Source organism: Acinetobacter sp. YH12227 (genome assembly GCF_013417785.1).
GTDB lineage: Bacteria > Pseudomonadota > Gammaproteobacteria > Pseudomonadales > Moraxellaceae > Acinetobacter > Acinetobacter gandensis.
The window spans coordinates 1-26,052 of record NZ_VPDH01000018.1 but is presented as its reverse complement, the minus strand read 5'-3'; the positions used below and the strand labels follow the sequence as shown (position 1 = coordinate 26,052).

The window sequence follows — 26,052 nt, the reverse complement described above, 5'->3', positions numbered from 1 at the left end:
TTGCTGAATTTTAGGGCAACGCTTACAATTTTTGACCATTTTTAGTGCTTTGAATACGTTTTGATTACTATGCGCGCCCTGCTTTCGCTCCAAATAAAAGCAGTTCATGCGTTTAACCGTATTTTTCGCCCATTTAAACCCAAAAAAGCACCATGAACATTCATTCATGGTGCTTCGATTTAATTAAAATCGTTTAAGTCGGGTAGCCGTGATTTAGAACTTCATTCGAACGCCTGCACCATACCACCAATCGGCTTCACTATCGGTCTTGGTTTGCCATGCCGTTTGCTTATCGCCTTTTTCATAGTGATAAGCAATGTCGACAAAAGGCATTATTTTCTTGCTAATTTCGTAGCGTGTTTCTACACCGAGCCAAACATCATTTAAGCCTGTCTTTTGGGCATAACGTGAGTCATCGCTAAATACCACATTCATATTTAAATAAGGCTGCGTAATTAGCTTTTGTGTCAGCAAAATATCGCGTTCAGTTTCCAAAGAAAAACTGACTTGATTATCCTGCCCGACAAAAAGATATGCATCGGTTTCAAAAAAATACGGCGCTAAACCGTGCAAACCTAAAGCTGCGTCATAACGTGATTTATCGTTGCTATGCTTTTGATCATAACGATAGCGTACGCCCACCTGCACATCCCAAAAATCAGAAATCATGCGGCTATACATCGCCTGCGCAGCATAATCTGCTTTGGCTGATTCTGCTTTATCGGCATGTAGCTTTAAAAACAGTTTGTTTTCATCCGTGCCAATGCGGCTTTCTAACTCGGATTTTAAAAGCCCTTCCCCATCAGAATTGCTAAGCCAGCGACTATCAATTTCTGTGGATTGATATATTTGACCGCCGTGTTCTTTACGATGGTCTGCCGTATGCACATGCTTTTCTGTTGATGCAATCAGCAGCTCGACAGCATGTTCAGCATGTTCAGCATGTTCAGCATGTTCAGCATGTTCAGCATGTTCAGCATGTTCAGCATGATTGATTTGAGCGGAATCTGTGAAAACGTCTTTGGCCAAATATTGCATATCAGACATGTCTCTCATCTGATGTGATGACATGTGTGTATCGGTATGTTCGCCCATCGCCCACAATGTTGAGGTCATGCTGCCCAAAGCAAGTGTTACAGCTGACAACTTGAAGGATTTAATGATGCGCATGTGAAGCCTCCGCTGTGTTCGCTGCTGGCTGGATTGGTTGTGCTGAAGAATTAGCCACATTTGCCACAATCAATTTATTCATCATGCCTGCAGACATGTGATACAGCAGATGGCAATGAATCGCCCATTCGCCCAATTCATTTGCAGTTAACAATGCTGTGACAGTTTTTCCTGGCGGCACAATCACCGTATGTTTGTTCGGCATTTCAGAAGAGGCTTGACCATTTTCTAGCTGCATAAACATGCCATGCAAATGCATCGGGTGCGCCATCATGCTGTCATTGACGAACTTCAATCGAATACGTTCGCCGTATTTGACTTTTAGCGGTTCAGCCTCACTGAATTTTTTACCATTCATCGTCCATAAATAACGCTCCATGGTTCCGCCTAGGTGAATCACTAAATCTTGTGTCGGTTCACGGGTGTCAGGCTGCGCTTGCAAAGATTTTAAATCGCTGTATTGCAGTGCTTTATCACCGACAGGTGTTGACGCATTGGCCCACCCCATCACGGATGGTTCCGGCTTTGGCTTATTATTTTTAGCGACTGAGTGATGTACAGCATAATCTAGTGCAATTGCTTGATGATTCATTTTCGAACGATCTATGTTAGGCATCGCATCATGCTTCATTTTAGAGTGATCCGTATTTGGCATCACATCATGATTCATTTTAGAATGATCTGTACTAGACATACTGCCATGTCCCATATCTTCCATTGTCAGTAGCGCACGAGGACGTTCTTCCGGCATATGAATTCCCGCATGCTGCGGCTGAGTTTCATCATGCAAAGTGCCGATGGCAAAACCGCTTCGGTCAATTGACTCTGCTTCAATCTGATAATGCGCTGCTTTAGGCTGTACAATCACATCGTAAGTTTCCGCAGCACCAATGCGGAACTCATCCACTGGCACAGGCTTAACCGGTTGACCATCAGCACTGACCACAGTCATTTTTAAGTTTGGAATACGTACATCAAAGAATGACATTGCAGCAGCATTTACAAAGCGTAAACGCACTTTTTCATTTGGCTTAAACAGACCTGTCCAGTTTTGTTCTGGCGTTTTACCATTGACCAAAAAGGTATAACCCGTCACATCGGACAAGTCCGTTTTCAGCATGCGCATTTGATTCCACATCGAACGGTCTTTCCAAGTACTTTTCAAACCGTCGCGTTTAATTTGCTTCAATACGTCTTTGGTGGTTTCCCGTTGATTTTGATAATACTCAGCAGATTTTTTCAGATTGGCTATGATCTGTGCGCTAGACGATTCATGAAAATCCGACAGCATGACCACATAGTCCTGCTGTGTATTTTCGTGGGCAGTAATTGGTTGTTTTCCTTTAGGGTAAATCACCAATGCGCCATACAAACCGTCTTGTTCTTGACCTTTAGAATGTGCGTGATACCAATAGGTGCCGCTTTGGCGAACTTTAAATTTGTAAGTGAAACTACCGTCTGGTTGTATTTCATTAAAACCATTAAAGCCAGGCACACCATCCATCAGACCGGGCAATAACAGTCCATGCCAATGCACCGAAGTATTTTGTTTTTTTAGCTGATTATGTACATGAATCACTGCATCATCACCTTCTTCAAACTCTAAAAGCGGTGCAGGAAATTGACCATTCACACTGATTTTCTTGACCGCTTTACCGGTCAGATTGATGGTCTTCTCATCAATATTTAGATGATATTCTTTGACTGCTGCAAATACCCATGATGGCGAAAGCAGACACACCCCAAGAATGAGGCTTGATTTAAATTGAATAGACATGTTTTAACCTTGTGTTGAATAACGAAATAAACGTCGTAAAACTCAGGTTAAATTTGAGGAGGCCGCAAAATTTCTTGCCAATGCCCTTTTAGATGTTGCGCTGTATATATGAATTTAGGTACATCATGATATTCCGTCATCGAGACCGCTTGAACGTTAACTAAAGCAGCATCCATCAATGACGAGCTGAACTGACAATGCCACAAAGCACAGTCCTGACAGTCCATCTGTTCCATATTAGATTGGCTTTGCAGATTCATTTCATCGCAATGAGCTGCTTGAGTTGTTGTATGTTCAAGTTCGGCTGTTTGATGATGCGAAGGTATAACATTGTGTTTAACAAGCGGCTGATGACAATCAGGCAAAATATGCGCTGAATCACCCTGCTGTTTGACCGATACTGTATCTGTCTTGGTATTCTGAGAAGTATTTTGTGCGGTTATCATTTCATTCATCATTTGCTGATGGATGAAATTTTGCTGTGCAGCAACCACACCGCTCCAACCAATGACAAATGCCATCAGTAAAGCAAAGCTGAGGTGCTTACGCAAAATTAAAAACAACCCTTACTCCTTTCATCATCAGTTAATACACATCGCTGACAATTAACTGTGGAATCGATGAAAATATCTCTGACTCATCATTCCGACTAGATCCTAATCATCACATATTCCCCATCATTTTGCACAACTTTCCTGTAAAGCTCAAAAAGGAATAAGAATTTGGCGTGCGACTTATGTCATATTACATCCATAATAAAACAGGAATTCGATCTGATTTTTTCAAAGCAACTTTTGACTTGACTTCCTTATTGAGCGATTTTGCCAATCGTGTTGAAAAGGAATCACTCATCTATCACGGATCAATTGTGCAGTTATTCACAATAATTTTAAATTTATATACTTCAACTGTTAACACGGTACTAATCGTTTAATTAAAACAATAAAGTTATATTTTAAACAGTACTTTTATTAACCGTAGGTTAATAAAAGTACTGAATTTATGCCACATACAGACAAATAAAAAGGACTCAATTGAGTCCTTTTTATACTTCTTACGTCTAAATATTAAACTATTGATGTGCAATCGTTTACAATTTATGCAACTTATCCATATAGTTATCGACATAGATATCCATATAGTTACTCACAAAGTTACCCACAATCGCACAATGACTTAGACCTCAGTTCTTAGACAGACTGAGCACCGGCTTTTGCCAATTCAGAACGCATTTCGTCAATTACAGCTTTATAATCAGGTTTGCCGAAAATCGCTGAACCAGCAACAAACATATCCGCACCCGCCTCAGCAATCTCACGAATATTTGCAGGTGTCACGCCACCATCAACTTCTAAACGAATGTCACGACCAGAAGCATCAATAATTTTGCGCGCTTGACGAAGTTTTTCTAAAGTCATTGGAATAAATTTTTGACCGCCAAAGCCTGGGTTAACGCTCATCAATAAGACTTGATCAACTTTATCCAATACATAATCTAAATAATGTAATGGTGTTGCTGGGTTAAAGACCAAACCAGCTTTAGCCCCACCCGATTTAATTAACTGCAGTGAACGGTCAATGTGATCTGTAGCTTCTGGATGAAAAGTAATGATATCCGCACCCGCTTCGAGGAAATCACCAATCATACGATCGACTGGTGAAACCATTAAATGCACATCAATTGGTGCTTTAATGCCGTATTTTTTCAATGCCTTACATACACCAGCACCAAAAGTTAAGTTTGGTACATAGTGGTTATCCATCACATCAAAGTGAACAACGTCTGCACCTGCTTCAAGAACATTTTCAACCTCTTCACCTAAGCGCGCAAAGTCTGCTGACAAAATTGAAGGAGCAATTAAGAATGACTTGGACATGGAAAGAACCTGGCTTTGAAAAGGTAATAATTATGCCATTATAACAAATAGTCGATAAAGGCGCTTGCTGCTAGGCTAGCGCTGACTATACAAATTTAGGCGATACACAACGTTGCATTTTTTTGCTTACATCAGCCCCCGTGACTTTGCTAAGTTATTACTCACCACAATAAAGACATGAATGATGAAAACGACTACACAAATTAGTACCCTACAATCGACACGTATTGCCAAACGCTTAGTCAATCATTGGAAACACAAATTTGACGTGAAGGAAACATTATCTGATTCAACACCTGTATTTCAGATACAGCTTCACGCAGCCCTTGTAACGCTTTGTCCACAACCTGAATTTCTAGATGTTTCTATCCTTAGCCAAGATGCATCTGCCGATTTAGAAAAATTAGAGAGTGTCGTGTTAGATCATTTAATTCGAATGGGACAAGAACCACTTGAAGCAAAATGGAAAAGAGACAGCGAATAAGGCTGTCTCTATTTGAATGATGCGTTTAAATCCTTAAATTAGCAAGGTTCTTACTGATGCTGATGCGCTTGATAATTTCTCACTGCATCAATACGGGCTTTCGTTGCAGGATGTGATTCAAAAAAATCCGTCCACGATTTTTTATCTTTAGTTTCTGCTTTGCTCTGTTCCGATTCAGCTTGATCATGTTTTGTATCTTCTTTACGTTCTTCATCTTCCATACGCTGTAAGAAGTTTGCAAAGTGTGCTGTCGGAATATTTTGCTGGCTCATGGTTTTCAGCGCATATAAATCTGCTTCAGACTCAAAGTCACGTGAATAACTTGCCCCGACCGCAGCAATGGGCAAGCTGGTCAAAATATCTGAACCATCACCAGTAATCATCAACAAGATTATACTAATTCCAAGTCCTGAAAGGCTTTGCTGCAAACTATGACGCTGTACCAAATGCCCTTGCTCATGCGCCAATACACCAATCAGCTCAAAATCATCCTTAGCCATTTTCACCAATTCATCTGTCACGATAATGGTGTTATTTGGAATTGCTAAAGCATTTGCACCAATACTACCTCCACCACGAAAAATCAGTTTTGCTGGACGTTGTTCAGCAACTAAATGCTGGTACTTTTGCAAAAGTTGTTGTTGTCGTGCTTTGGAAAGCTTGGTCGGTTCAGTCATTTCTAAGACATATTTTTCAGCTTGATCGCCCCAACTTTTCATTGCAGTTTCAGGTAATTGATTTGCAACGACATGAGAAGCAACTGGAATCCCCCACTTAATCAGGATAAAGGCAAAAGCCACCACAAAAACCACACTAAATACAATCAGAGCAGGCGAACGTTCGAGCTTCCATACCGAATTCCAGCGACTTTTGGCTTCTAAATTAAACCATTCGGGCAAAGGTTGGTGAAAATCCAAACGTGCATCATTTTTCAATTCAATCACCGGTTGAATATCACCAAGTGCTCCAATCAGTGTCATGTCTTTATAGGTATAGTGCTGAGTTTGTGCATATTGATCACCATAACGCACAATCACTGCATGCTCGCCATCTGCACTCACCTGTGCATCATAAGGCTTAGAAATTTTCCCATCATAATAGGTTGCATTTACCACAGCTGTATTCATGCGTTTCACCTCTGTTATAGGGAAATATCCAAGTCAAAAATATCTGATAATTCTTCAGCAATCGCATTATGATCTTGCTGCATTTGATTTTGTAATTGATCTGGATCATCAACTAACATTAGTCGTAATGATTCAGTTTGATATTTATATAAACGCACCACAGTCCAAGGTGTCAGCAAACCTAAACTGATGACCTTGGCAAACCAATTACTCAGTACAATCCATGCATAACGCCATTGATTACAATTGGTTTGAAATTGGCTACGGCTCAGCGTGGTGTTATTCCATGTGGTAATAAATAAGCGAGCTGCGGTGAGTGGCCAAATAAACATATAACCAAGGAAATATGCTGCTGCCATTAAAAATACATAATATGCGGGGTTTAAACCGTCTGAGCTGCCAAATAAAATTGCCATCAGGATGGATAAAACTGCAATGCCGCCCATAAATACAAAAAGTGGCATATACATGGCACGCATGTAATCACCCCAAGACGCATTTAGACTAAACTTGAGCTGTCCCAAATATAAATGATTCAGACATTCTCGCTTATATAGCCACACAGCGACTGGGGTAAATAGCCCGAGTGTAAACACCACCACGGCTAAACATTTGGCAAAACACCAATAAGCACTTTTATTTGTTCCTGAAAAAAAGAAGCGGCTATTGCTAAATTTGCTGTTGCGCGCGCGGAAACGAATTGTCGAACGGATTAACCAAGGTACAGCAAAGAAAATCAGCACAAATCCGGCTAGAAAGGCTTCCCAAGAATATTTGACTGCTAAAGAGAAACCACCATATACCACCAAAGCAATGATTCGCCCAACTAAAATTTTGGTCGGCAATCCGGTAAAATCAAAACGGCGCTGGAAAACCCAAGTATTACCATAAAAGTAACGTAAACGACGGACTTTGGCCCAAGGTGCATAAAACCCAATAGTAATAATGGTCAATAAAATATTAACAATCCAAATCCCAAAATATTCAGATGCATTGCCTTTAAAACGAAAGGTGTAGTTCCGACCGAGTAATTCTGCCTGATCAGTCTCACCAAAAAGCGTGGGAGGCTTTTCATTGATTATTGGTAAAGCTGGCGGTAAATCAGTTTCGAGCTGAGAATTTTGCATAATTTATTCTTATAAATCTAAAGTGTTATGGTTCATATACGCCCAAAACAGAATGAGCGTGAATGAACTTTGAAACAATAAAAAGGCCGAAACGTGATCAGCCTTTGAATAGTAGCATGAAAATTAAGCTTGCAGTTGTACCGCATGGAATTGTAAATGATCATCCATAAAGGTTTGAATAAAGTAATAACCATGATCATAGCCCGCGTGTTCACGCAATGTCAGCGCTTGACCGACACTGTCACAAGCCTGTTGGAACAAGGCTGGATTTAACTGGCTATAAAATTGATCGTCTAGGCCTTGATCAATTAAAATTTCTTTAAACAAGGCACCTTTCACAGCAACCAATGCCGTCGCATCATGGGCTTGCCAAAAGCCTTGGTTCGCACCTAAATACTGGCCAAATGCTTTTTCACCCCATGGGCATTGACTTGGTGCACAAATCGGGGCAAAGGCAGAGACAGATTTAAATTTATCTGGATGTTTCAAAGCTAGAGTTAATGCTCCGTGCCCGCCCATACTGTGTCCAAATATCCCAATTGCATCTGCTTGAACAGCAAATTCAGCTTGTACTAAAGCATAGAGCTCATCGCTAATAAAACGTTCCATTTGATAATGCTCAGCCCATGGCTGTTCAGTAGCATTAATATAGAACCCTGCACCTTGTCCAATATCCCAATGATCACCCTTTGCCACAGCATCACCACGTGGCGATGTGTCTGGACTAATTAAGATGAGCCCAAGTTGAGCAGCTAGACGCTGTGCATGTGCTTTAATTGCAAAGGTTTCTTCGGTACAGGTTAAACCGGCCAAGTAAAACAACGCTGGACACGCCTGCCCCTGAAGCGCTTCAGCAGGTAAAAAAATACCAAAACGTGTCGAAGATTTTAGGCTTTCCGAATCAAATTGATAAATTCGTTGTTCACCATTGAAACATTGATTGTGCTGTACTAATTCCATGATGCATGTTCCTAATTTCGAGTGACACCCTTAAGGTGTTTCAGCCGCTTTTGTTGTTGGCGGAAATAAACGTTGTTCTAATTGCGGCAACATCAGTGCCATATTTTTACCGATTGACCATTGCGGTTCAGAAGGTTCAAAGCCCTGTGCAGCTTCCCATTTTGCAACTGTTTCTTTGGCCTGGTTAAAAGCACCTTGCATATTGGTTTGTTCTCGCATCGCTTGATCAAAGAAAGCACGACCAAAATAGGTATAATCCGCTTCATTTGAACAACCAAATGACTGACGGTCAGCGGCGGATGCGGTGATAATTAAGGTATTTTCATTTTGAAGTGCTGGCACAAAACTACCTGAATAGCATGATGAAATCACAATCACACGCCAACGAATACCTGAAGCATCCAAGGTTTCTTTTAACCATTTTGGATCAACCTGTGCTAGATCTAAAGGTGCATTTTCCATCTCAAACACATTCGGTAAACCATGTGAAGTCATGTATAAGAACAACACATCACTTTCACGATTCATTTGCTGACCGATACGACGCAGCGCCAACTCCATACTGGTTTTAGAGGCAATTGGAATTTCAGTCCGTGTCGCAGGATGGTTAATTAACTCGACAGAACGCCCGTACGTACCGAAACGCGTATCAAATTGTTCTTTAATCCTTTCAATTTCAAGCTTAAAGACATCTTGATAGCTGGCACCAGCAACACCTAAGAAATACCAATGTGATTGCGCAAATTCACCATATTCAATAGCATCAAGCGATTTATTCAGTAATTTACTTTGCGCGTAAAAGGCATCTTCGGCAAAACTTGGCGGAACTTCCTCAACCTTCCAAATTGGTTGGTCTTTGACAGAAACTTGCCAAACCACCAAAGTAAATAGCGTCGCCAACATAATCAGCGCACGTTCCCACCATGGCCATTTCAGTTCACGTGAGAATACCCATACCACTGCAAGACTTTGCCAAACAAACAGGACAATGAACAGCGTTGGAATATAGTCATATAAAATATAAGGAAGATAATCAAGATCACCCAAATATTGAATCAAGCATTGAAACAACATGATGTGTGTATCAAGCACCAACCAAAGCAGTGCAGGCACTAGCATCAGACGCGGATTATTCACCCGCTGTGACAGGAAAATACCAACAATTAAAGCAATGAAAGGCCAAAGTGCATAACTAATTAAACCTTGCGGGTTAAATTCACCAATTCGACCAGTACTGAGCCAACTGAATAAGCTGTTTGCACATCCACCTAATATCCCCCAAAACACCAATTGCAACATGGATGGGCGGACAATTTGTAAAGATCGACGCGAACCTAAAAATAACCACATCCCCGCAGTTTGGTTGCTTTTAAAATCATGCCAAAAATTGATGGAGGGTTTGAAATCAATCATAGAGTTCTGATGTGGGCCTAGGCTCGCTTAATTGCACAAATAATTTTATGCCTGATGTTATTTTTAGCAATGCTATTTTTTAACTATATAACAAATCTTTGAACAATTTTGAAGCAAATATCATTTTAAGCTACAAGTTCATGCTGAAAGTAAGCATCAAAACGACACGCATCCCCTTGCCATTGATGTTGAGGTTCAGTATTTGCCAAAAAAACCGCTAAACGAGGACGCTTAACAACAACGCGACGTGCAACTTTTTGTGCCAAAGCCAATAAATTATCACCTAAATCCATTTCACCGTCTTCAGGTAACAACATATGTAACAGCTGCATTTGCTTTTTGACTTGCGCTTGCTTCTTTACTGCCTGCTGATTTTGATCGCGCTGCGGGAACATTGGGTCTAAGTAAACCACATCAAAAACTTGTTGCTGTTGAGCCTGCTCAATTAAATAATCTGCAGAATCAGAAAAGACCAACTCAATACGTGCCACAACAGCACTTAAAAATGCATCTTGTTGTGCACGCTGATGTGAATCTTCCAACAATGTAAATAAGATCGGATGACGTTCAACTAAAGTAACTTGTGCCCCAAGATGTGCCATTAATAAACTGTCATGGCCCAGACCAGCAGTCGCATCAATTAAACTCGGCTTCTCAGCTAAATTACACGCACGTGCAATCATTTCAGACTTTATTGATGCGCGCTTTAAACGTCCAATTTCTGCGTTCCAGTCGGGTTGCATCTTCATGCCATTGGCACACAGCCACAATCCATCTGCATCCACACAAAGTGCCAATTCCGGATTTAAACGTAAAAATCGCGAATTTAATTTTTCAACCGATTCAATATTTACAGACACACCACGTGAAGAAAGCACAGCAGAATACTGCTGTGCTTTCTGGTGAAATTCTTGTTCAGTATATAAGCGGATGTCGCTTACCATAATTTCCAGCCTGTAAATGCGAACAATAAAATCAATAAACCTGAAAAGATTCGATACCACGCAAAAATCATAAAATCACGCTTTGCGACATAAGCAACTAAAGCACGAATTAACAATAATGCGGATACAAAAGAAACAATCAAACCAACAGCGATGACGATCCAATCTTGCGTACCTTGGAATACATCATAACTTTGATACAAATCCAGTAAGCCTGCACCAACAATGACCGGAATACCCAAGAAGAATGAGAACTCAGTAGCTGCTTTACGTGATACACCTAAGAACATTGCCCCAATAATAGTTGCACCTGAACGAGATGTACCCGGAATCAAAGAAAGCACCTGAATTAAACCAATCCAAATGGCATCCTTAATTGTTAAATCTTCTACTTCTTTTGCGCGGACTTGTGGCGGGTTTTTCTCAATCCAAATAATAATCAAACCACCAATAATCAACCCTATCGCAATCGCAATATTATTGAAAAGTAGTGCTTTTACCGTTTGCCCAAAGCTAAGACCAATCAGAACAATAGGAATGGATGCTAAAATTAAGCCAAAGCCTAAACGACGGCCTTTTTCTTCACCCGTCACCATCCCTGTCGCTGCGCCCCATAGGCGAGCCCAGTATTCATAAATAACTGCAGCAATTGCACCCATTTGAATGGCAATCACAAAAACATCACTTTTTTCTTTGGTCCAGAAGTTCATTAATTCTGAGGCTAGAATCAAATGCCCTGTACTAGAAATAGGTAAGAATTCGGTTATCCCTTCAACAATACCCATGATTGCCGCTTTGAGCAGCAGTAAAAGATCCATATAAAACCCTAGTTATGGCTTGCCTTGTTCTGAAATTTTTTTCCAAGCATTATCACGTAAATATACAGGAAGTGCTAAATCAGCACTTACCCATGCTTCTCGTTGTGCAGCTTCGCGGGCAATAGTAGCAATATCCTGTGCCGTTGCACTTAAGTCTTTGTATTGTGTTTGTTCTTGCTTAATTAAATCTGAACCAGAGCCCACAACAGTAAACTTAATTTGCTGCGCTGCCTCTGTATAATTCAACATCTGTTCAGAATCAACTGCCTGCATAATACCAGCAGCATCTAACTGATAGCTCGCCACGTAGACTTCCTGCATACGTGCATCAAGTACAGCTGACACTTCAGTTAAACCATGTACGCGATAGGCTGCTTGTGCCAATGCTTGCAACGTTGAAACAGGAACTACAGGTAAATCATTGGCCCATGCCAAAGCCTGTGTTACTGCTGCATTGATACGCACACCACTAAATGAACCAGGCCCACGACTAAATGCAATCACAGTTAAATCACCAAGTTCAGTCGCAGTTTGATCAAGCCCTTGCTCAATCATTGGGAGAATCGTTTGTGTCTGCGCCTTTGCCCGTGTATCGAGTTGAAAATAAAGTTCCTGAGTTTCATCTACAATCGAGATGGAACACTGCTCATTGGCAGTTTCCAATGCCAGTACTTTCATGCGCAACCTTAATTAAATTTAATCTTAAAAAACGTGGAATATGATACTCCACTCCTTCCCAGTTCGCGAGATTTTCCATTCAACAATAACCTCGCATATACGAAAGCCCCGAAATAATCGAGGCTTTTGTATTGAGTAAGGATGTCACATTTTATAATTCAGCCACTTCTAGCTGGATAAAATTTTTAAAATGCGTGGCATAGTGCATGGCGCTCATTTTTAAACGAAGCTCGGCTTGTTCATCTAATGTTTTTACTACTTTGCCTGGTGAACCCATCACGACCGAATTATCTGGTATCACTTTTCCTTCTGGAATTAACGCATTAGCACCAATGATGCAGTTTTTACCAATGACTGCATTATTTAAAACCACCGCATTAATGCCAATTAGACTGTTATCCCCTACGGTACAACCATGTAACATGGCTTGATGCCCAATGGTGACATATTGACCAATATGCATTTCAATGCCCGCATCGGTATGTAGCACTGCATTTTCCTGCACGTTTGTATAGTCGCCCAAGCAAATTCGGCTATTGTCCCCACGAATGACTGCACCAAACCAAACACTAACTTCACGACCCAGTTCAACCTGACCAATGACCGTCGCATTTTCAGCAACCCAACCATCCCAAGGTTGATGTGTGGCTTTTGGGCTATATCCTTGAAACTTATACAACATAATCAAACATCCTAATTTGATAATTTTTCATTAATTATTCAGCTAGTTTAAATTTAAAGCTATAGATTAATTTTAAAAGCAGGTGAATTTAATAAAAATGGCCATTCTTTTTGATAATTTAATCCATAGCGAAATAGTGAAATCAGCATGCGAGCTGTGAGTCCCCAAACAATTTCATTTTCTACTCTGAGACTTGGAAAATATAAAGATTGCTGCGCAAACCTAACTTCATAAGGCGATGCCGGTGTTTCTAATAACTGTTTCATTGACGCAAAAAAAATGCGGTCAATTTCTGTCGGCTGTGGAATCAATTCAACATCAGGTGGAATCAGACCAACGATCGGTTTGACCAACATCCCATTTCTAGCTTTTTGCATAGGTAAATCGCCCAATAACTGTACATCAAATGGATTTAAACCCGTTTCCTCTTGAGCTTCACGCAGCGCAACTACAATATTACTGATATCTTGTGCATCACGCTTTCCACCAGGGAATGACACTTCTCCAGCATGATTATTTAAATATAAAGATCGGCGAGTAAGTAAAATTCGTGGATTTTCTTCGTGGGTGATCGCTATTAACACAGCCGCATGTGCAGGTTGAATACGTTTTGAAAACCGTAAACTTTGCTGCAATTGCTGTGTCAATAATCTGGCTTCCATCCACTTCACCACCTTGTTTTTATCATTTCCTCATCATAGCTGAATTTTGTTTAGGCTGGTTAGAAATGATGCCAAAGTTCTAATTTTCAGTTATTCTGACGTTTAACTTTATCATTGACGATGAATATGAACTTTTGCACAAACTGCGGACAGAAAACCAAAGAAGCAATTCCACTTGGTGATCATCAATTACGTCGTATTTGTACCGCATGCGGTTTTATTCATTATGTCAATCCTAAAGTGATTTGTGGTGCGCTCGCCATTTGGGAAAATAAAGTTTTACTTTGCCGTCGCGCTATTGAGCCACGCTATGGTCTATGGACACTTCCCGCTGGCTACATGGAATTGTATGAAACCATGGAGCAAGGTGCAGCACGTGAAACCCGTGAAGAGGCTGAAGCCGAAGTAGATATTCAACAACTCTACTGTATGTACAATATTCCGCGGATTGGACAAATTTACGCACTTTTTAAATCAGATTTAGTGAATGGTGAATTTGGTGCAGGTGATGAAACGATCGAATCTCGCCTATTTACCGAAGAAGAAATACCTTGGGATGATTTAGCCTTCCCAAGTGTAGAAAGAACCCTTAGACATTACTTTGAAGACCGAAAAACCGATCAGTTTGAGATGCATTTAGAAACCCTAGGTACGCGCCTTGACCATACAGGCTAATGCTTTTAGATTTTATATTCGCTAAAAAAGCCCATCATTGATGGGCTTTTTTATTGTTATTTTTTCTTCACGCTATAACATTGTGCAAGTGAAATTGAAATCTCCCCACCGCTCAACTTAGCAATTTCCTTCGCTTCAGCATCGGAGTCATTTTGCTTGCTATAAACATTCGTAAAGCTGGCCAAACTATTAGCCCATTTCACTTTCTGATTATCAGAATCCGTCAAACTAATTGCAGGCTTGGTGCCAGCATCAGCGGCAACTAATTTTTCCAATTGAACCAAAGCACCGCCCACAGTCATTGATGTATTGTCCGAAGTTTTCACACTTGAGTTCATACCAATCAAAGCACCGTCCAAAATACCAAAGAACTGATCCGCTAAGATCATTCGAATAGAAATCGTGTTTGGATTAACCCCACCAATTTTGGTAAAAGTTCTTGAAACAGTTCCTATTCGATACTGCTGAACTTGCTTTTGATCTTTCATTAGAAATTTATCTAGCACATCGCCATCCGCATTAGTGCTATTACAGCCATCAGCACTTGTCGATAAATCCACATCAGTAAGCGGTTTCGTCAACGCATTTGCTGCAACACCCGCAGGAATATTGGTACGAATATCGCCATTTCGGTCTATAACAACGCCTAATTTCACCGATTTAATACTGGTATCAGTGAACTTAAATGATAAATCCGCATAAAGTGGGAAAATATAGTTTTCACCAGTTGCGACATTATTAATCGATTTAAAGACAGATTTATCCAAATAAGACACTGGATAAAGTTTATAAAGATCTAGAGTCCCTTTATATTTGGTACCACTAATGGTCTGATCCCATGTCCCCAATCTTTCTTTGTCTATTTCAGTCGGCGTATAGGTTTCAGCTAACCCCATTAATGTTTTGTAAAGATTTCCTGCAGTGCCGATCACCATTTTGTCTGCAAGCAGCATTCCCTTACGTACAATCAGCGGATCTGAGCCTGTTTGATCTACATCAAATTTAAAACCAAGATTACGACTTTTATCAATAGATTTAGTTAATGGATCTATCCAGTTATCCTGTGCCGTCGCGGTCATACGAACGGGGCGAACTTGAGTCAACAATTGCATATTGGTCGTGCCAATCGTAGATAAATTTTTATCTACTTTCCCACGCCATTGTAGCCCACTACCAAAAGTCATACCTTGGCGATCCGTCATTAACATGAAATGACCAAATAAGTTAATTTTTTCCTTGTCGGTCAGTTCACAAACATCTTTATCACAACCGACTAAACCGTTTGAACCACTAATTGCAGAAATGGCTTGTTCAGCGGTTGAAAATAATGCAAATTCAGGCTGGAATACCGCTGCTGTTGAAATATTCATTAGCTTTTGGACGACTGTAAAAGCATCCGCATTACTGATATCTGCTAATTTAAGCCAAGGTGTAAATAAGGATTAGTGTCCAGATACAGTAATTACAGAACCAGGTACAAATTGACCTTGAGCAGGACTGTAATAGGTACGTAAACCCTGAACTTCGATATCGCCAATTGATGCTGCTGCAGCACTACCTAAATGAACACCTTTAACATAAGTATCAATACCCTTAGCATCATCATTTACAATACGTAGGAAACCGTTACCTGTGTTAGCTGAAGCACCATATACAGAAATAGCCGATTTTAGATCCAAATCTTTAGAATCCGTATTCGCTACCTTGATACTATCGATTAGAATTTCACCCGCCACACCAGTCACACCTTTAGTTGAACTATCCAAGATGCCAAGATCGGTGATTTCCAATCCACCCTGCATTACAGAGTTTAGTTTAATCATCGCGCCTTGTGGTGCTGCACCGAGTTGAACGTTAGCAGACATGATGCCTGTTTTAATACCAAGTCCTGATAAAATTGCATTGTAATTTGAACTATCACCGCCACGACGAATCGCTGAAGTCGCTGTACCTTGAGTACCTGATGCAGTTACACCAATTTCACCAATATGAATTTCAAGGCCTGATACTTGAGCAGCAACGTTAATAAATGCACCACCTTTAGCAGCAGTACCAGCATCTGTATCAATTACCAAGTCAGCTAAATTATGTGTATTAAGTAAATGTGTTCCACCATCTTTATAGTTCGCACCGACGAAAACACCAAAGTCAGCAGAAGAAATTTTTGAACCATCAGTTAATGTGATTTCTTTTGCCTTCGCCGCATCAGTAGTACCTTGAATAACAATCGCACCAGCTGTCGAAGTACCACCTAATGCTGTATTACTCAAACCATCATTATCATGTACAAATAATTTATCAACAGTAACTTTAGAAATTCCAAGACCAATACTTAAACCGTCTTGACCAGTGGTTGAGCTAAGCGCTGCATCATCCATTGCTTGCATAGCCATAGCATTAGCGCTAAATGCGATTGAAGAAACTAAAGCTAATTTAGTGAACTTTTTCATACTTTACTCTCCCAAGAGTATTTATTTTTTTGATTGTCAACCACTCGATGTTTTACGCTGCATATTTATTTTGTGGCAACGTTTACACCATTTCCTTGAGTAGCTTGCTCGCACGATTAAATTATATCCAACGAAGCAATTGATCAACTGTTGTTGGTCGCAATCTATTTCTTACCGACAAACGGTATTTTCAAGTAAAACAATTGAGGAATGTTATAAACTATTCTTTGTTCTTTTATTGATGTATAGCTGTAGATGTCTCTATCCTCAACTTACAAAAAATTTATTTTTAAACATGATATTAGTGTTAATAAAATATTAAAATTTTTTGCAACTCTCCCTCATGTAGTATATCTGCAGAATCAGCAGTGCCCGATTATCGGACTCATGCCTACATCTTATGTACAAATAATAAACAGTGAGATTCAATCTTTTAAACGTGGTGGCATATCTGAATATATCGCTTCTGATGAGCACGCAATTTTAAATTTTGAGTTTAATAGCGCTAAAAATAAAAACACGCCTAGTTTTACAGGGGGTCTTATCGGTTTTGTCAGCTATGACTATGCTGCCAATCAACATACAAAGATAAGTATAAAGGCACAACCGAGTTTATTTTTAGGTGAATTTAAAAGCTATTTAAAACTAGAATCAACTGGCTGGTATTTTTATAGTCATGAAGATATAGCTGATGATATTTTCAACTATATTTTAAGTTTAATTGAGTCAAATCAAAGCACATCAGTTTTTGCTTTAACCACTCCCTGCCAAGCTCGATGGACAAAATCAGAGTACGATTATGCATTCAACTCCGTGCAAGAATATATTAAAGCTGGCGATTGCTATCAAATTAACTTAACACAGGAATTTACGGCTAAAGCCTATGGCTCTTTAGTAGATACAGCTGATGATTTCTGGAACTTAACCCAAGCCCCATATTCTGGCTACTTACGCGTGGGTGATTTTGAGTTATTGAGTTGTTCACCAGAATTATTTATTGATTTTCAGGCTGAGCGCAAAATCATTACTAAGCCTATTAAAGGCACAATGCCACGTCATGCTAATGCTCAGAAAGATGAAGCCTCAAAACAGAGACTTAAACGCTCAGAAAAAGACATGGCTGAAAATGTCATGATCGTAGATTTGCTGCGAAATGATTTAAGCGTATATGCTGAAACCGGCTCAGTGAAAACACCAAAATTATTTGATATAGAAAGTTTCAATCAAGTCCACCATATGGTGAGTGAAATTACAGCGATATTAAAACCGGATGTTAACCCATTAAATGTTTTAATGTCGGCTTTACCTGGCGGATCAATTACTGGTGCCCCTAAAATACGTGCCATGCAAATTATTGAAGAACTTGAAGCTGCTCCACGCGGAGCATATTGTGGATCATTAGGTTATTTTAATCATGACGGTACAGGTTGTTGGAATATTTTGATCCGTTCTATTCAAAAATATCAAGAAGATGTTTCGTTGTGGGCTGGTGGTGGGATTACGATTGCTTCGGACTGTGATGCTGAATATCAAGAGTGCTTTGATAAAGTCGAAGCGATGTTAGATTTACTCAACACTTGGTATACGCCTTAGTAAATAAAAAAACGACTCGATTGAGTCGCTTTTTTATCAATCTCCCCCTTGCGAAGCAGTGTTTCTCACCTTTTCCAAAGGAGGGAACTTCTGATTTTTAACCTATGGGAAGCCCCTCTTTCATAAAGATGGGAATTCCTCCCTTTTATAAAGGGAGGTTAGGAGGGATTAATTATGCCAAAATATCGTTTTTCAACGTATCCACTAAACGCTGGTTTTGCTCATCTGTACCAATGGTAATACGAAGATACTGATTAATACGTGGCTTGTTAAAGTAACGTACAATAATGCCACGCTCACGTAATTCAGCCGCAAGTTCACCTGCATCTTTCGTTGGTAGCGTTGCGAAAATGAAGTTTGCAGCAGAAGGTAAAACCTTAAAACCAAGCTCAGAAAGCTGTACAACCAATTTGTCACGACTTGCAATGACTTTAGCATTTTGTGCTTCAAAGTATGCTTGATCTTCAAATGACGCTACTGCCGCTGCAATTGCAAAACGATCTATTGGATATGAGTTAAAGCTGTTTTTCACTGCTTCAAGCGCAGCAATTAAATGTGTCTGAGCAATAGCAAAACCAACACGCAACCCTGCTAATGAACGTGATTTAGAAGTGGTTTGACATACCACCAAGTTTTCATATTTTTCGACCAATGCCACCGCAGATTCAGCACCAAAGTCCACATAGGCTTCATCAATGACCACAACTGAGTTCGGATTGGCTTGTAGTACTTCTTCAATAGCAGACAAACCAAGTGCAATACTGGTTGGTGCATTTGGGTTGGTAATAATAATGCCGCCATTTGGCTGCTTATAATCATCAACCACAATTTCAAAGTTGTCGTTGAGCGGTAAGATTTTAGTGTTGGCCGCAATACCAAAGAACTGACTATAAACAGGATAGAAACTATAGGTGATATCTGGGTAAAGTACTGGCAGTTCTTGTACAAAAAATGCTTTAAAGATATGTGCTAAAACTTCATCAGAACCATTACCCACAAATACGTGCTCAACAGGCACATTTTGCTGTTTAGCAATCGCTTGTTTCAGTTCAGTCGCATCAGGATCTGGATAAAGACGTAGTACATCCGCTGAGTTTGCTAACACCTTTTGTACCGCTTCCACCACTTTTGGTGACGGTGGATACGGATTTTCATTGGTATTGAGTTTTAAAATATTTTGGATTTTTGGTTGCTCACCCGGTGTGTACGGTTCCAACTCACGTACTTCAGGGCTCCAAAAACGCATTTGTTCATTTGTAATAGACATTTTTTTTCAATCTCGAATTTGGTCTCAAAAAAGGGCTGATCAATCAGCCCCCTTGTAATCTTTTAAAGAAACTTACTGATAACGGTAGCGTGCAGAACGTGCATGCGCATCTAAGTTTTCTTGTTGTGCCAAAATATCAGCCGTTTTTGCTAGTGTTTTCACACCATTTTCTGAGCACATAATTAAGCTTGAACGCTTTTGGAAATCATATACACCCAATGGAGATGAAAAACGTGCTGTACCGGATGTTGGTAACACATGGTTTGGACCTGCACAGTAATCACCGATGGCTTCAGGCGTGTAACGTCCCATGAAAATTGCACCCGCATGACGAATATCTTCCGCCATTGCTTCTGCTTCATCTAAACACAACATTAAGTGTTCAGGTGCGACTTGGTTAATCAACACTGCACCCTCAGCACGGTCTTTCACCAAAACCAATGCACCACGGTTTTCAATTGAAGTACGAGCAATCTCAGCTTTAGGTAATGCTTCTAAGTGTTTTTCAATCCATTCACCCACCGCATTTAACAAGTCTTCATCTGGTGTAATGAAAACAGCTTGTGCAACAGTGTCATGCTCAGCTTGTGACAATAAGTCCATTGCTAACCATTCAGCATTGTTTTCGCCTTCAGCATAAACCAAAATTTCCGAAGGACCGGCAATCATATCAATACCAACCTGACCAAATACCGCACGTTTTGCCGCAGCAACAAAACGGTTACCTGGTCCAGTAATCTTATCAACACGCGGAATCGTTTCAGTACCATAAGCAAGTGCTGCAACCGCTTGTGCACCACCAATAGTAAATACGCGATGTACACCCGCCAAATAAGCAGCCGCTAACACCAATGGGTTTAAGTCGCCATTTGGTGCAGGTACAACCATAATAATTTCAGCAACACCCGCAACATGCGCAGGAACAGCATTCATCAATACTGATGAAGGATACGATGCTAAGCCGCCAGGTACATAAATACCCACGCGGTCAAGCGGTGTAACTTTTTGACCTAAGGTATTACCCAAAGCATCCACATACGTCCAACCATCTTGCTTTTGTGCTTGATGGAACTCACGTACACGATTTGCTGCAAGTTCTAATGCTTCACGCACTTCTGTGCTTAAACCTTCAAAAGCGGCTTTGAGTTGTTCTTGTGTCAGTTCAAGTTCAGAGAATTGATGCGCTGGATGTCGATCGAACTGTTGTGTGAGTTTTAGAACATGAGCATCACCATGCTGACGTACGTCTGCAATGATTTGATCTACGGTTTTTAAAAGTTCTGGGTCACTCACTGTCTCAAAAGCCAACAAATCAGCAAAGATTTGTTTGAAATTTTGATCTTGAGTCGATAAACGTCGCATCAATTTATCCACAATGAAAATAAAGGGAAGCTTTAGTTTACCTGTTTTATGCACTTTTGTCGGTAGCTAGTGCCGAGTATCAACATGAATTTTATTGGAAATAGCATTTGGTTAAATTGATAAATTAATTAACACATTCAAATTCTTAAAAATAAAAAAACCGCCCTTATGGACGGTCTTCTAAAGATAAAGCAAATTATGCTTTTTTCGCAGCTTCGCGTTCTTCTACAGCCTTTTCAAGCTGTGCAAGAATTGGATTCAGCAATTGCTGTTTACGCTTGAAACTTGCTTTGTTCACGATTAAACGTGAAGACACTTTGCAAATTTCTTCCAACGGCTCAAGACCATTGGCACGTAAGGTGTTACCTGTATCGACTACGTCGACAATGTAATCACCCAAACCAACCAAAGGGGCAAGCTCCATTGAACCGTAAAGCTTAATAACATCAACTTGCTCACCTAAGCTTGCATAGTATTGACGGGTTAAATTTACGTACTTGGTGGCAATTTTTAAGCGACCATTTGGACGAACCATACCCACTTTGCCTGCTGTCATTAACTTACAATTGGCAATTTTCAAATCTAATGGTTCATAAACGTTTTGAGCGCCATGCTCCATCAAAACATCTTTACCCGCAACACCAATATCTGCTGCACCATTTTCAACATAAGTCGGTACATCAGAAGCACGTAAAATTAAAATACGCACTTGTTTATGAGTTGTCGGGAAAATTAACTTACGAGATTTATCCGGATCTTCAAGTAAGTTGATGCCTGCTGTTTCCAGCAAAGGCAGTGTTTCTTTTAAGATACGTCCCTTACTTAATGCTAAAGTTAAACCATGATCAAAATTGCCCATAACGTCAAAGTTTGGATCATCGTTTCTCATATCGCTCATTAACTTACTCGCTTAATTTGGGCGCCTAAACCTTGTAACTTCGCTTCAACATCTTCATAACCGCGGTCAATATGATAAATGCGGTCAATCAATGTTTCCCCATCAGCGGCAAGTGCTGCAAGAACCAATGAGAAAGAAGCACGTAAATCCGTCGCCATTACAGGTGCAGCAGAAAGTTTTTCTACGCCTGTTACAACAGCATCATTACCTTCAACCTGAATATTGGCACCCATACGTGCTAATTCAGGTACATGCATAAAACGATTTTCAAAAATCGTTTCTGAAATTGTCGCAAAACCACGACTAATCGCATTGACTGCCATCAATTGTGCTTGCATATCTGTTGGAAATTCTGGGTGCGGCAATGTCTGGAAACTGACAGCTTTAGGACGTTTACCCATCATGTCGAGTTCAATCCAATCCTCACCGCGAGTGACTTCTGCGCCCATTTCTTCAAATTTATCTAAAACAGATTCGAGTAGGTTTGGATCAGTATGTGTTGTTTTGATTTTACCACCCGTGATTGCGGCAGCTGCAAGATATGAACCCGTTTCAATACGATCTGCAACAACAGCATATTCACAGCCATGAAGACTTTCAACACCAGTGACAATTAAAGTATCTGTATCTAGACCTTCAATTTTCGCACCCATTTTGATCAGCATATTGGCAAGATCAGTTATTTCAGGTTCACGTGCTGCGTTACGAATCGTAGTAACACCATCAGCAAGCACAGCGGCAGTTAGAATATTCTCTGTACCACCGACAGTGACCATATCAAATACAACTTCGCCGCCTTTTAAACGACCGTCCACTTTTGCATGCACATAACCTGCTTCAACTTCAATCTCAGCACCTAGAGCTTCTAGTGCTTTAAGATGTTGATCAACAGGACGAGAGCCAATCGCACAACCACCTGGAAGTGAAACTTTTGCACTACCATAGCGCGCCAACAATGGGCCTAGCACCAAAATAGATGCGCGCATGGTTTTAACTAATTCGTAAGGTGCAAATTGGTTATCAAGCGTAGAAATATCTGCTTTAACAGTATCACCTTCATAACTAATTTGAACACCAAGACCAGCGATCAGTTTGACCAATGTATTGACATCTTTTAGATTTGGAACATTCGTCAAGGTAATAGGCGTATCCGCGAGAATTGTTGCAGCAAGTAGTGGCAACGCAGCATTTTTCGCACCAGATATGCGCACTTCACCTTCGAGCTTTGTGCCGCCTTGAATCAGAAATTTATCCATTAATTATTAAGCTCCGAATAAGCTTGCTTTGCGCCATTCTTCTTTGGTCATTGCGCGTATAGTTACTGCGTGTACTTCACCGCTGGCAATGTAGGAGTTCAAAGGTGCATAAACAGATTGTTGACGAGCAACTGGACGCTTACCTTCAAATTGATCATCGACAATACGTAGATCAAATTTGCCGCCCTGCCCACTTACTGCAACTTCAGCTTCTGGAAACGCAGCTTTTAAAATATCAGTGAGCTGTTCACTATTCATCACAAGACCCCATATAGGACTAACGGTGTAAAACCCGTCATTTTACTATAAATCTAAAAAATAATTCATTAGTCACATACATTATATATATAAAAAAAGAGGTTATAAAAAACCTCTTTTTACATTTTTATGTATTATGCCGTTAGAGGCACATAGATCAACTGCATTTTTCGATGCTTATCGAGCTGCTTTTTCAATTTTTCAGAGAGCTTCTTAATAGAGGTATACATATCATCCGCACAGGCCTGGGCAAAAAACTCTGTCCCAGGTAAACGTATAATGGCTTCTGCAATGTGATTATCACTACCTTTTTTTGAACGTTTATCGATTTGATGATCTTTGGATAATTTCACCTGCATACTATTTACTTGATCCAAATGCTTGGTCATTTCAGCAAACTTTATTCTTATATTTTCTTCTATTGCTGGCGTAATTGTTAAATGATGACCACGAATTGTTATTTGCATAGCACTATTCCTCGTCTCGTTAAGGTTTGAAAGTTCAGGGCAAAACATCCTGCGCTATTACAACATCCAAATTTTAAAGCGTCAGAACATTTCAACCATTCCTAAAATAAAAGAGGTTCATTATTTCGTCATAATGAACCTCTAGAATAGTCAGATTTTAAAAATTAGATCAATACTTTTCGCTCAGATGATGATGGAATATGTAACGATTCACGATACTTGGCCACAGTACGTCGTGCCACATCAATCCCTTCTGCATTTAACATCACAGCAATTGCATTATCTGATAAAGGTTTACGTGTATTTTCTTCTGCTATCATTTTCTTAATTTTTGCACGAATAGCAGTCGATGACGCTTCACCGCCTGTAGATGTACCAACATGGCTAGAAAAGAAATATTTCAATTCAAATAAACCACGTGGTGTCAGCATATACTTATTTGTAGTGACGCGAGACACTGTAGATTCGTGCAATTCAACTTCCTCTGCAATATCACGTAAGACTAACGGGCGCATAGCCTCAGGGCCTTGTTCAAAAAAAGCACGTTGATGCTCAACAATACACGTTGCAACTTTCAGTAAGGTTTTGTGTCGTTCATCAATGCTTTTAATGAAATTCTTAGCTTCAAGCATTTGATTACGTAAATACTGATTATCATCACTGTGATCTGCACGCTTAATCATATTTGCGTAGAAAGAATTTACACGAAGTTTTGGCATTACATCTGGGTTGAGTTGCACTAACCAGTGTTCATTTTTCTTTAACACAACAACATCTGGAATTTGATAATCAGACTCTTTATCTTCAAATTCTTGACCAGGATGCGCTTTCAATGTCTTTAATAAAGAAATTGCTAATTTTAATTGTTCTGTATTTAAACCTGTTTGTTTAATTAATTTCGGTAACTCATTACTAATCAAAAGCTCATAATTCTGTAAGAGTACCAAAGCATCCTTTCGACACGGTGTATTTTCAGGCAATGTTTGTACTTGCACCATCAAACATTCCGCTAAGTTTCTTGCCCCTACACCCACAGGATCTAAGCGCTGAATATGCTTAAGTACAACCAATACTTCATCGTCTTCAACTTCTTCTTCATAGTCCATAGACTCTAAAAGATGTTGAACGGATTGTGTAATCTCCTGAATTTCACAATCTAGAAAACCTTTTGTATCCAATGAATCAATAATGCAATGTGCGATTAATTTATCGACAAGTGAAAAGTGAAGTAAATTTACCTGTTCAATTAAATGTGCTTGTAAACTTTGATGCCCTTGACGATTATCTTCCCGCTCTTCAAATTCTGCAGCACCTAAACTTGTTGGCTGATGTGTATAAACATCATCCCATTCTGTATCTACAGGTAATTCATCTGGCAAATGGTCAGCATTGAGTTCATTTGTTAAATCTTTACTCTCTCTTTCTTGTTCTTGTAAATTATTTAAGCTTTCAACTGAATTTTGCTCTTCAATTTTTTCCAATAAAGGGTTGCTATCTAATTGGATCTGAATTTCTTGCTCGAGTTCCAGACTTGATAATTGTAATAAACGAATAGCTTGTTGCAACTGTGGTGTTAATGACAGGGAATTGGCAACTCTTAACCCCATAGCAAGTTTCATTAATTACATCCCCCTTATGAACCGCACTTTATAAGCAATTTTTATGCCGTTTTATTTTTTATAACATAAATAACTATTCAAAACTCATTTTTTTGTATTTTTTCTATTCTTTTTATTTATATACGTAATTATAAATTTAAAATTTCACCTTCATTTATAAATACTTAAATTTATCATTAGTTTGGATTCTTGATGAAGATATAACAATACACCAAATTTTAGAAAAACCTTTCTATCATCCCACTTTAGAAGAAGGTTTAAGAACGGCTTTGAAACATGCAAGAAGGCAGCTGAGTTCCTGATTCCTAGGTGAAATAACGCTTTGGTTTTATTCTTTTTGATTTTTATCATTTTTAAATCACGCAGATTCAAATCCCAAGTGCAACACATTTGTAGTTAGTTGAAAAAGTTAGGTGTATTCATAGAATCATTAGACTTTTTCAACTCGCAATTGGAAAGCACACAATGAAGAAATACACCCAACTTTC

25 protein-coding genes and 1 pseudogene are annotated in these 26,052 nt (G+C 39.7%); 4 read left to right on the top strand and 22 right to left on the bottom strand.

Features of this window, described 5'->3' with window-relative positions:
• Positions 1 to 213 precede the first annotated feature (213 nt).
• The 4 genes from FTV09_RS05800 to rpe form a co-directional block, all read right to left on the bottom strand.
• Positions 214 to 1,170 carry a copper resistance protein B gene (locus tag FTV09_RS05800; protein ID WP_180057268.1) on the bottom strand — a complete coding sequence of 319 codons (957 nt, stop codon included), beginning with the start codon at positions 1,168 to 1,170 and terminating at the stop codon, positions 214 to 216.
• Positions 1,157 to 2,947 (bottom strand): copper resistance system multicopper oxidase, encoded by a 1,791-nt coding sequence (locus FTV09_RS05795; RefSeq protein ID WP_180057266.1) that lies wholly within the window; start codon positions 2,945 to 2,947, stop codon positions 1,157 to 1,159. Before FTV09_RS05795 ends, FTV09_RS05800 begins: the two co-directional genes overlap by 14 nt.
• A gap of 47 nt (positions 2,948 to 2,994) precedes the next feature.
• Positions 2,995 to 3,510 (bottom strand): hypothetical protein, encoded by a 516-nt coding sequence (locus FTV09_RS05790; RefSeq protein WP_180057264.1) that lies wholly within the window; start codon positions 3,508 to 3,510, stop codon positions 2,995 to 2,997.
• A gap of 627 nt (positions 3,511 to 4,137) precedes the next feature.
• Entirely contained in the window at positions 4,138 to 4,824 is a 687-nt protein-coding gene (gene rpe / locus FTV09_RS05785) for a ribulose-phosphate 3-epimerase (protein ID WP_180057262.1), read from the bottom strand.
• A 184-nt stretch (positions 4,825 to 5,008) separates the two neighbouring features.
• Between rpe and FTV09_RS05780 the strand changes: the two genes are divergently transcribed.
• A complete protein-coding gene (locus tag FTV09_RS05780) occupies positions 5,009 to 5,308 on the top strand; it encodes a DUF2218 domain-containing protein (protein WP_180057260.1) in 300 nt (99 codons plus the stop codon).
• Positions 5,309 to 5,358: 50 nt separating this feature from the next.
• Here the strand turns inward: FTV09_RS05780 and FTV09_RS05775 are convergent, their stop codons facing one another.
• The 9 genes from FTV09_RS05775 to FTV09_RS05735 all read right to left on the bottom strand — a co-directional run bounded on the left by FTV09_RS05775 (position 5,359) and on the right by FTV09_RS05735 (position 13,719).
• The gene (locus FTV09_RS05775) at positions 5,359 to 6,435 is read right to left on the bottom strand and encodes a M48 family metallopeptidase (protein WP_180057258.1); all 1,077 of its coding nucleotides are present in this window, start codon (positions 6,433 to 6,435) and stop codon (positions 5,359 to 5,361) included.
• Positions 6,436 to 6,449: 14 nt separating this feature from the next.
• Positions 6,450 to 7,562: a YjgN family protein gene (locus FTV09_RS05770; RefSeq protein WP_180057256.1), complete on the bottom strand. Its 1,113-nt coding sequence runs from the start codon at positions 7,560 to 7,562 to the stop codon at positions 6,450 to 6,452.
• A 123-nt stretch (positions 7,563 to 7,685) separates the two neighbouring features.
• Positions 7,686 to 8,522 carry an S-formylglutathione hydrolase gene (gene fghA, locus FTV09_RS05765; RefSeq protein WP_180057255.1) on the bottom strand — a complete coding sequence of 279 codons (837 nt, stop codon included), beginning with the start codon at positions 8,520 to 8,522 and terminating at the stop codon, positions 7,686 to 7,688.
• Between the two features lie 30 nt (positions 8,523 to 8,552).
• On the bottom strand, positions 8,553 to 9,935 hold the full coding sequence (locus FTV09_RS05760; protein WP_180057253.1) for a C13 family peptidase: 1,383 nt from the start codon (positions 9,933 to 9,935) through the stop codon (positions 8,553 to 8,555).
• Between the two features lie 125 nt (positions 9,936 to 10,060).
• A complete protein-coding gene (locus tag FTV09_RS05755; RefSeq protein ID WP_180057251.1) occupies positions 10,061 to 10,879 on the bottom strand; it encodes a class I SAM-dependent methyltransferase in 819 nt (272 codons plus the stop codon).
• A complete protein-coding gene (locus FTV09_RS05750; RefSeq protein ID WP_067761907.1) occupies positions 10,873 to 11,697 on the bottom strand; it encodes an undecaprenyl-diphosphate phosphatase in 825 nt (274 codons plus the stop codon). Before FTV09_RS05750 ends, FTV09_RS05755 begins: the two co-directional genes overlap by 7 nt.
• 12 nt (positions 11,698 to 11,709) lie before the next feature.
• Positions 11,710 to 12,375, bottom strand: coding sequence for a tRNA (adenosine(37)-N6)-threonylcarbamoyltransferase complex dimerization subunit type 1 TsaB (gene tsaB, locus FTV09_RS05745; protein ID WP_180057249.1), 666 nt, complete (start codon positions 12,373 to 12,375; stop codon positions 11,710 to 11,712).
• Between the two features lie 151 nt (positions 12,376 to 12,526).
• Positions 12,527 to 13,057 (bottom strand): gamma carbonic anhydrase family protein, encoded by a 531-nt coding sequence (locus FTV09_RS05740; RefSeq protein ID WP_180057247.1) that lies wholly within the window; start codon positions 13,055 to 13,057, stop codon positions 12,527 to 12,529.
• Positions 13,058 to 13,116: 59 nt separating this feature from the next.
• The gene (locus FTV09_RS05735) at positions 13,117 to 13,719 is read right to left on the bottom strand and encodes a CoA pyrophosphatase (RefSeq protein WP_180057245.1); all 603 of its coding nucleotides are present in this window, start codon (positions 13,717 to 13,719) and stop codon (positions 13,117 to 13,119) included.
• Between the two features lie 126 nt (positions 13,720 to 13,845).
• Between FTV09_RS05735 and FTV09_RS05730 the strand changes: the two genes are divergently transcribed.
• Positions 13,846 to 14,394, top strand: coding sequence for an NUDIX hydrolase (locus FTV09_RS05730; RefSeq protein ID WP_180057243.1), 549 nt, complete (start codon positions 13,846 to 13,848; stop codon positions 14,392 to 14,394).
• Positions 14,395 to 14,450: 56 nt separating this feature from the next.
• Here FTV09_RS05730 and FTV09_RS05725 read toward each other — a convergent pair whose 3' ends face one another.
• Positions 14,451 to 15,764 carry a hypothetical protein gene (locus tag FTV09_RS05725; RefSeq protein ID WP_180057241.1) on the bottom strand — a complete coding sequence of 438 codons (1,314 nt, stop codon included), beginning with the start codon at positions 15,762 to 15,764 and terminating at the stop codon, positions 14,451 to 14,453.
• Between the two features lie 72 nt (positions 15,765 to 15,836).
• A complete protein-coding gene (locus FTV09_RS05720) occupies positions 15,837 to 16,844 on the bottom strand; it encodes a DUF6160 family protein (RefSeq protein ID WP_180057239.1) in 1,008 nt (335 codons plus the stop codon).
• A gap of 255 nt (positions 16,845 to 17,099) precedes the next feature.
• Here FTV09_RS05720 and FTV09_RS05715 point away from each other — a divergent pair, with 255 nt between their 5' ends.
• Positions 17,100 to 18,437 carry an anthranilate synthase component I family protein gene (locus tag FTV09_RS05715; RefSeq protein WP_180057237.1) on the top strand — a complete coding sequence of 446 codons (1,338 nt, stop codon included), beginning with the start codon at positions 17,100 to 17,102 and terminating at the stop codon, positions 18,435 to 18,437.
• Between the two features lie 172 nt (positions 18,438 to 18,609).
• Here FTV09_RS05715 and hisC read toward each other — a convergent pair whose 3' ends face one another.
• The 7 genes from hisC to FTV09_RS05680 form a co-directional block, all read right to left on the bottom strand.
• Positions 18,610 to 19,704, bottom strand: a complete 1,095-nt coding sequence (gene hisC / locus FTV09_RS05710) for a histidinol-phosphate transaminase (RefSeq protein ID WP_180057235.1) — start codon at positions 19,702 to 19,704, stop codon at positions 18,610 to 18,612.
• A 72-nt stretch (positions 19,705 to 19,776) separates the two neighbouring features.
• The gene (gene hisD / locus FTV09_RS05705; protein WP_180057296.1) at positions 19,777 to 21,078 is read right to left on the bottom strand and encodes a histidinol dehydrogenase; all 1,302 of its coding nucleotides are present in this window, start codon (positions 21,076 to 21,078) and stop codon (positions 19,777 to 19,779) included.
• A 184-nt stretch (positions 21,079 to 21,262) separates the two neighbouring features.
• A complete protein-coding gene (hisG, locus tag FTV09_RS05700; RefSeq protein ID WP_067761934.1) occupies positions 21,263 to 21,964 on the bottom strand; it encodes an ATP phosphoribosyltransferase in 702 nt (233 codons plus the stop codon).
• A complete protein-coding gene (gene murA, locus FTV09_RS05695; protein WP_180057233.1) occupies positions 21,964 to 23,220 on the bottom strand; it encodes a UDP-N-acetylglucosamine 1-carboxyvinyltransferase in 1,257 nt (418 codons plus the stop codon). Before murA ends, hisG begins: the two co-directional genes overlap by 1 nt.
• A 6-nt stretch (positions 23,221 to 23,226) precedes the next feature.
• On the bottom strand, positions 23,227 to 23,478 hold the full coding sequence (ibaG, locus tag FTV09_RS05690) for a BolA family iron metabolism protein IbaG (RefSeq protein ID WP_067761938.1): 252 nt from the start codon (positions 23,476 to 23,478) through the stop codon (positions 23,227 to 23,229).
• Positions 23,479 to 23,612: 134 nt separating this feature from the next.
• A complete protein-coding gene (gene hpf, locus FTV09_RS05685) occupies positions 23,613 to 23,945 on the bottom strand; it encodes a ribosome hibernation-promoting factor, HPF/YfiA family (RefSeq protein ID WP_067762026.1) in 333 nt (110 codons plus the stop codon).
• A gap of 164 nt (positions 23,946 to 24,109) precedes the next feature.
• On the bottom strand, positions 24,110 to 25,564 hold the full coding sequence (locus FTV09_RS05680) for an RNA polymerase factor sigma-54 (protein WP_180057231.1): 1,455 nt from the start codon (positions 25,562 to 25,564) through the stop codon (positions 24,110 to 24,112).
• Between the two features lie 143 nt (positions 25,565 to 25,707).
• On the opposite strand from FTV09_RS05680, the pseudogene FTV09_RS18050 reads away from it, so the two are divergent.
• A pseudogene (locus FTV09_RS18050) lies at positions 25,708 to 25,866 on the top strand (dihydrolipoyl dehydrogenase); the annotation flags it as partial.
• Between the last annotated feature and the right edge of the window lie 186 nt (positions 25,867 to 26,052).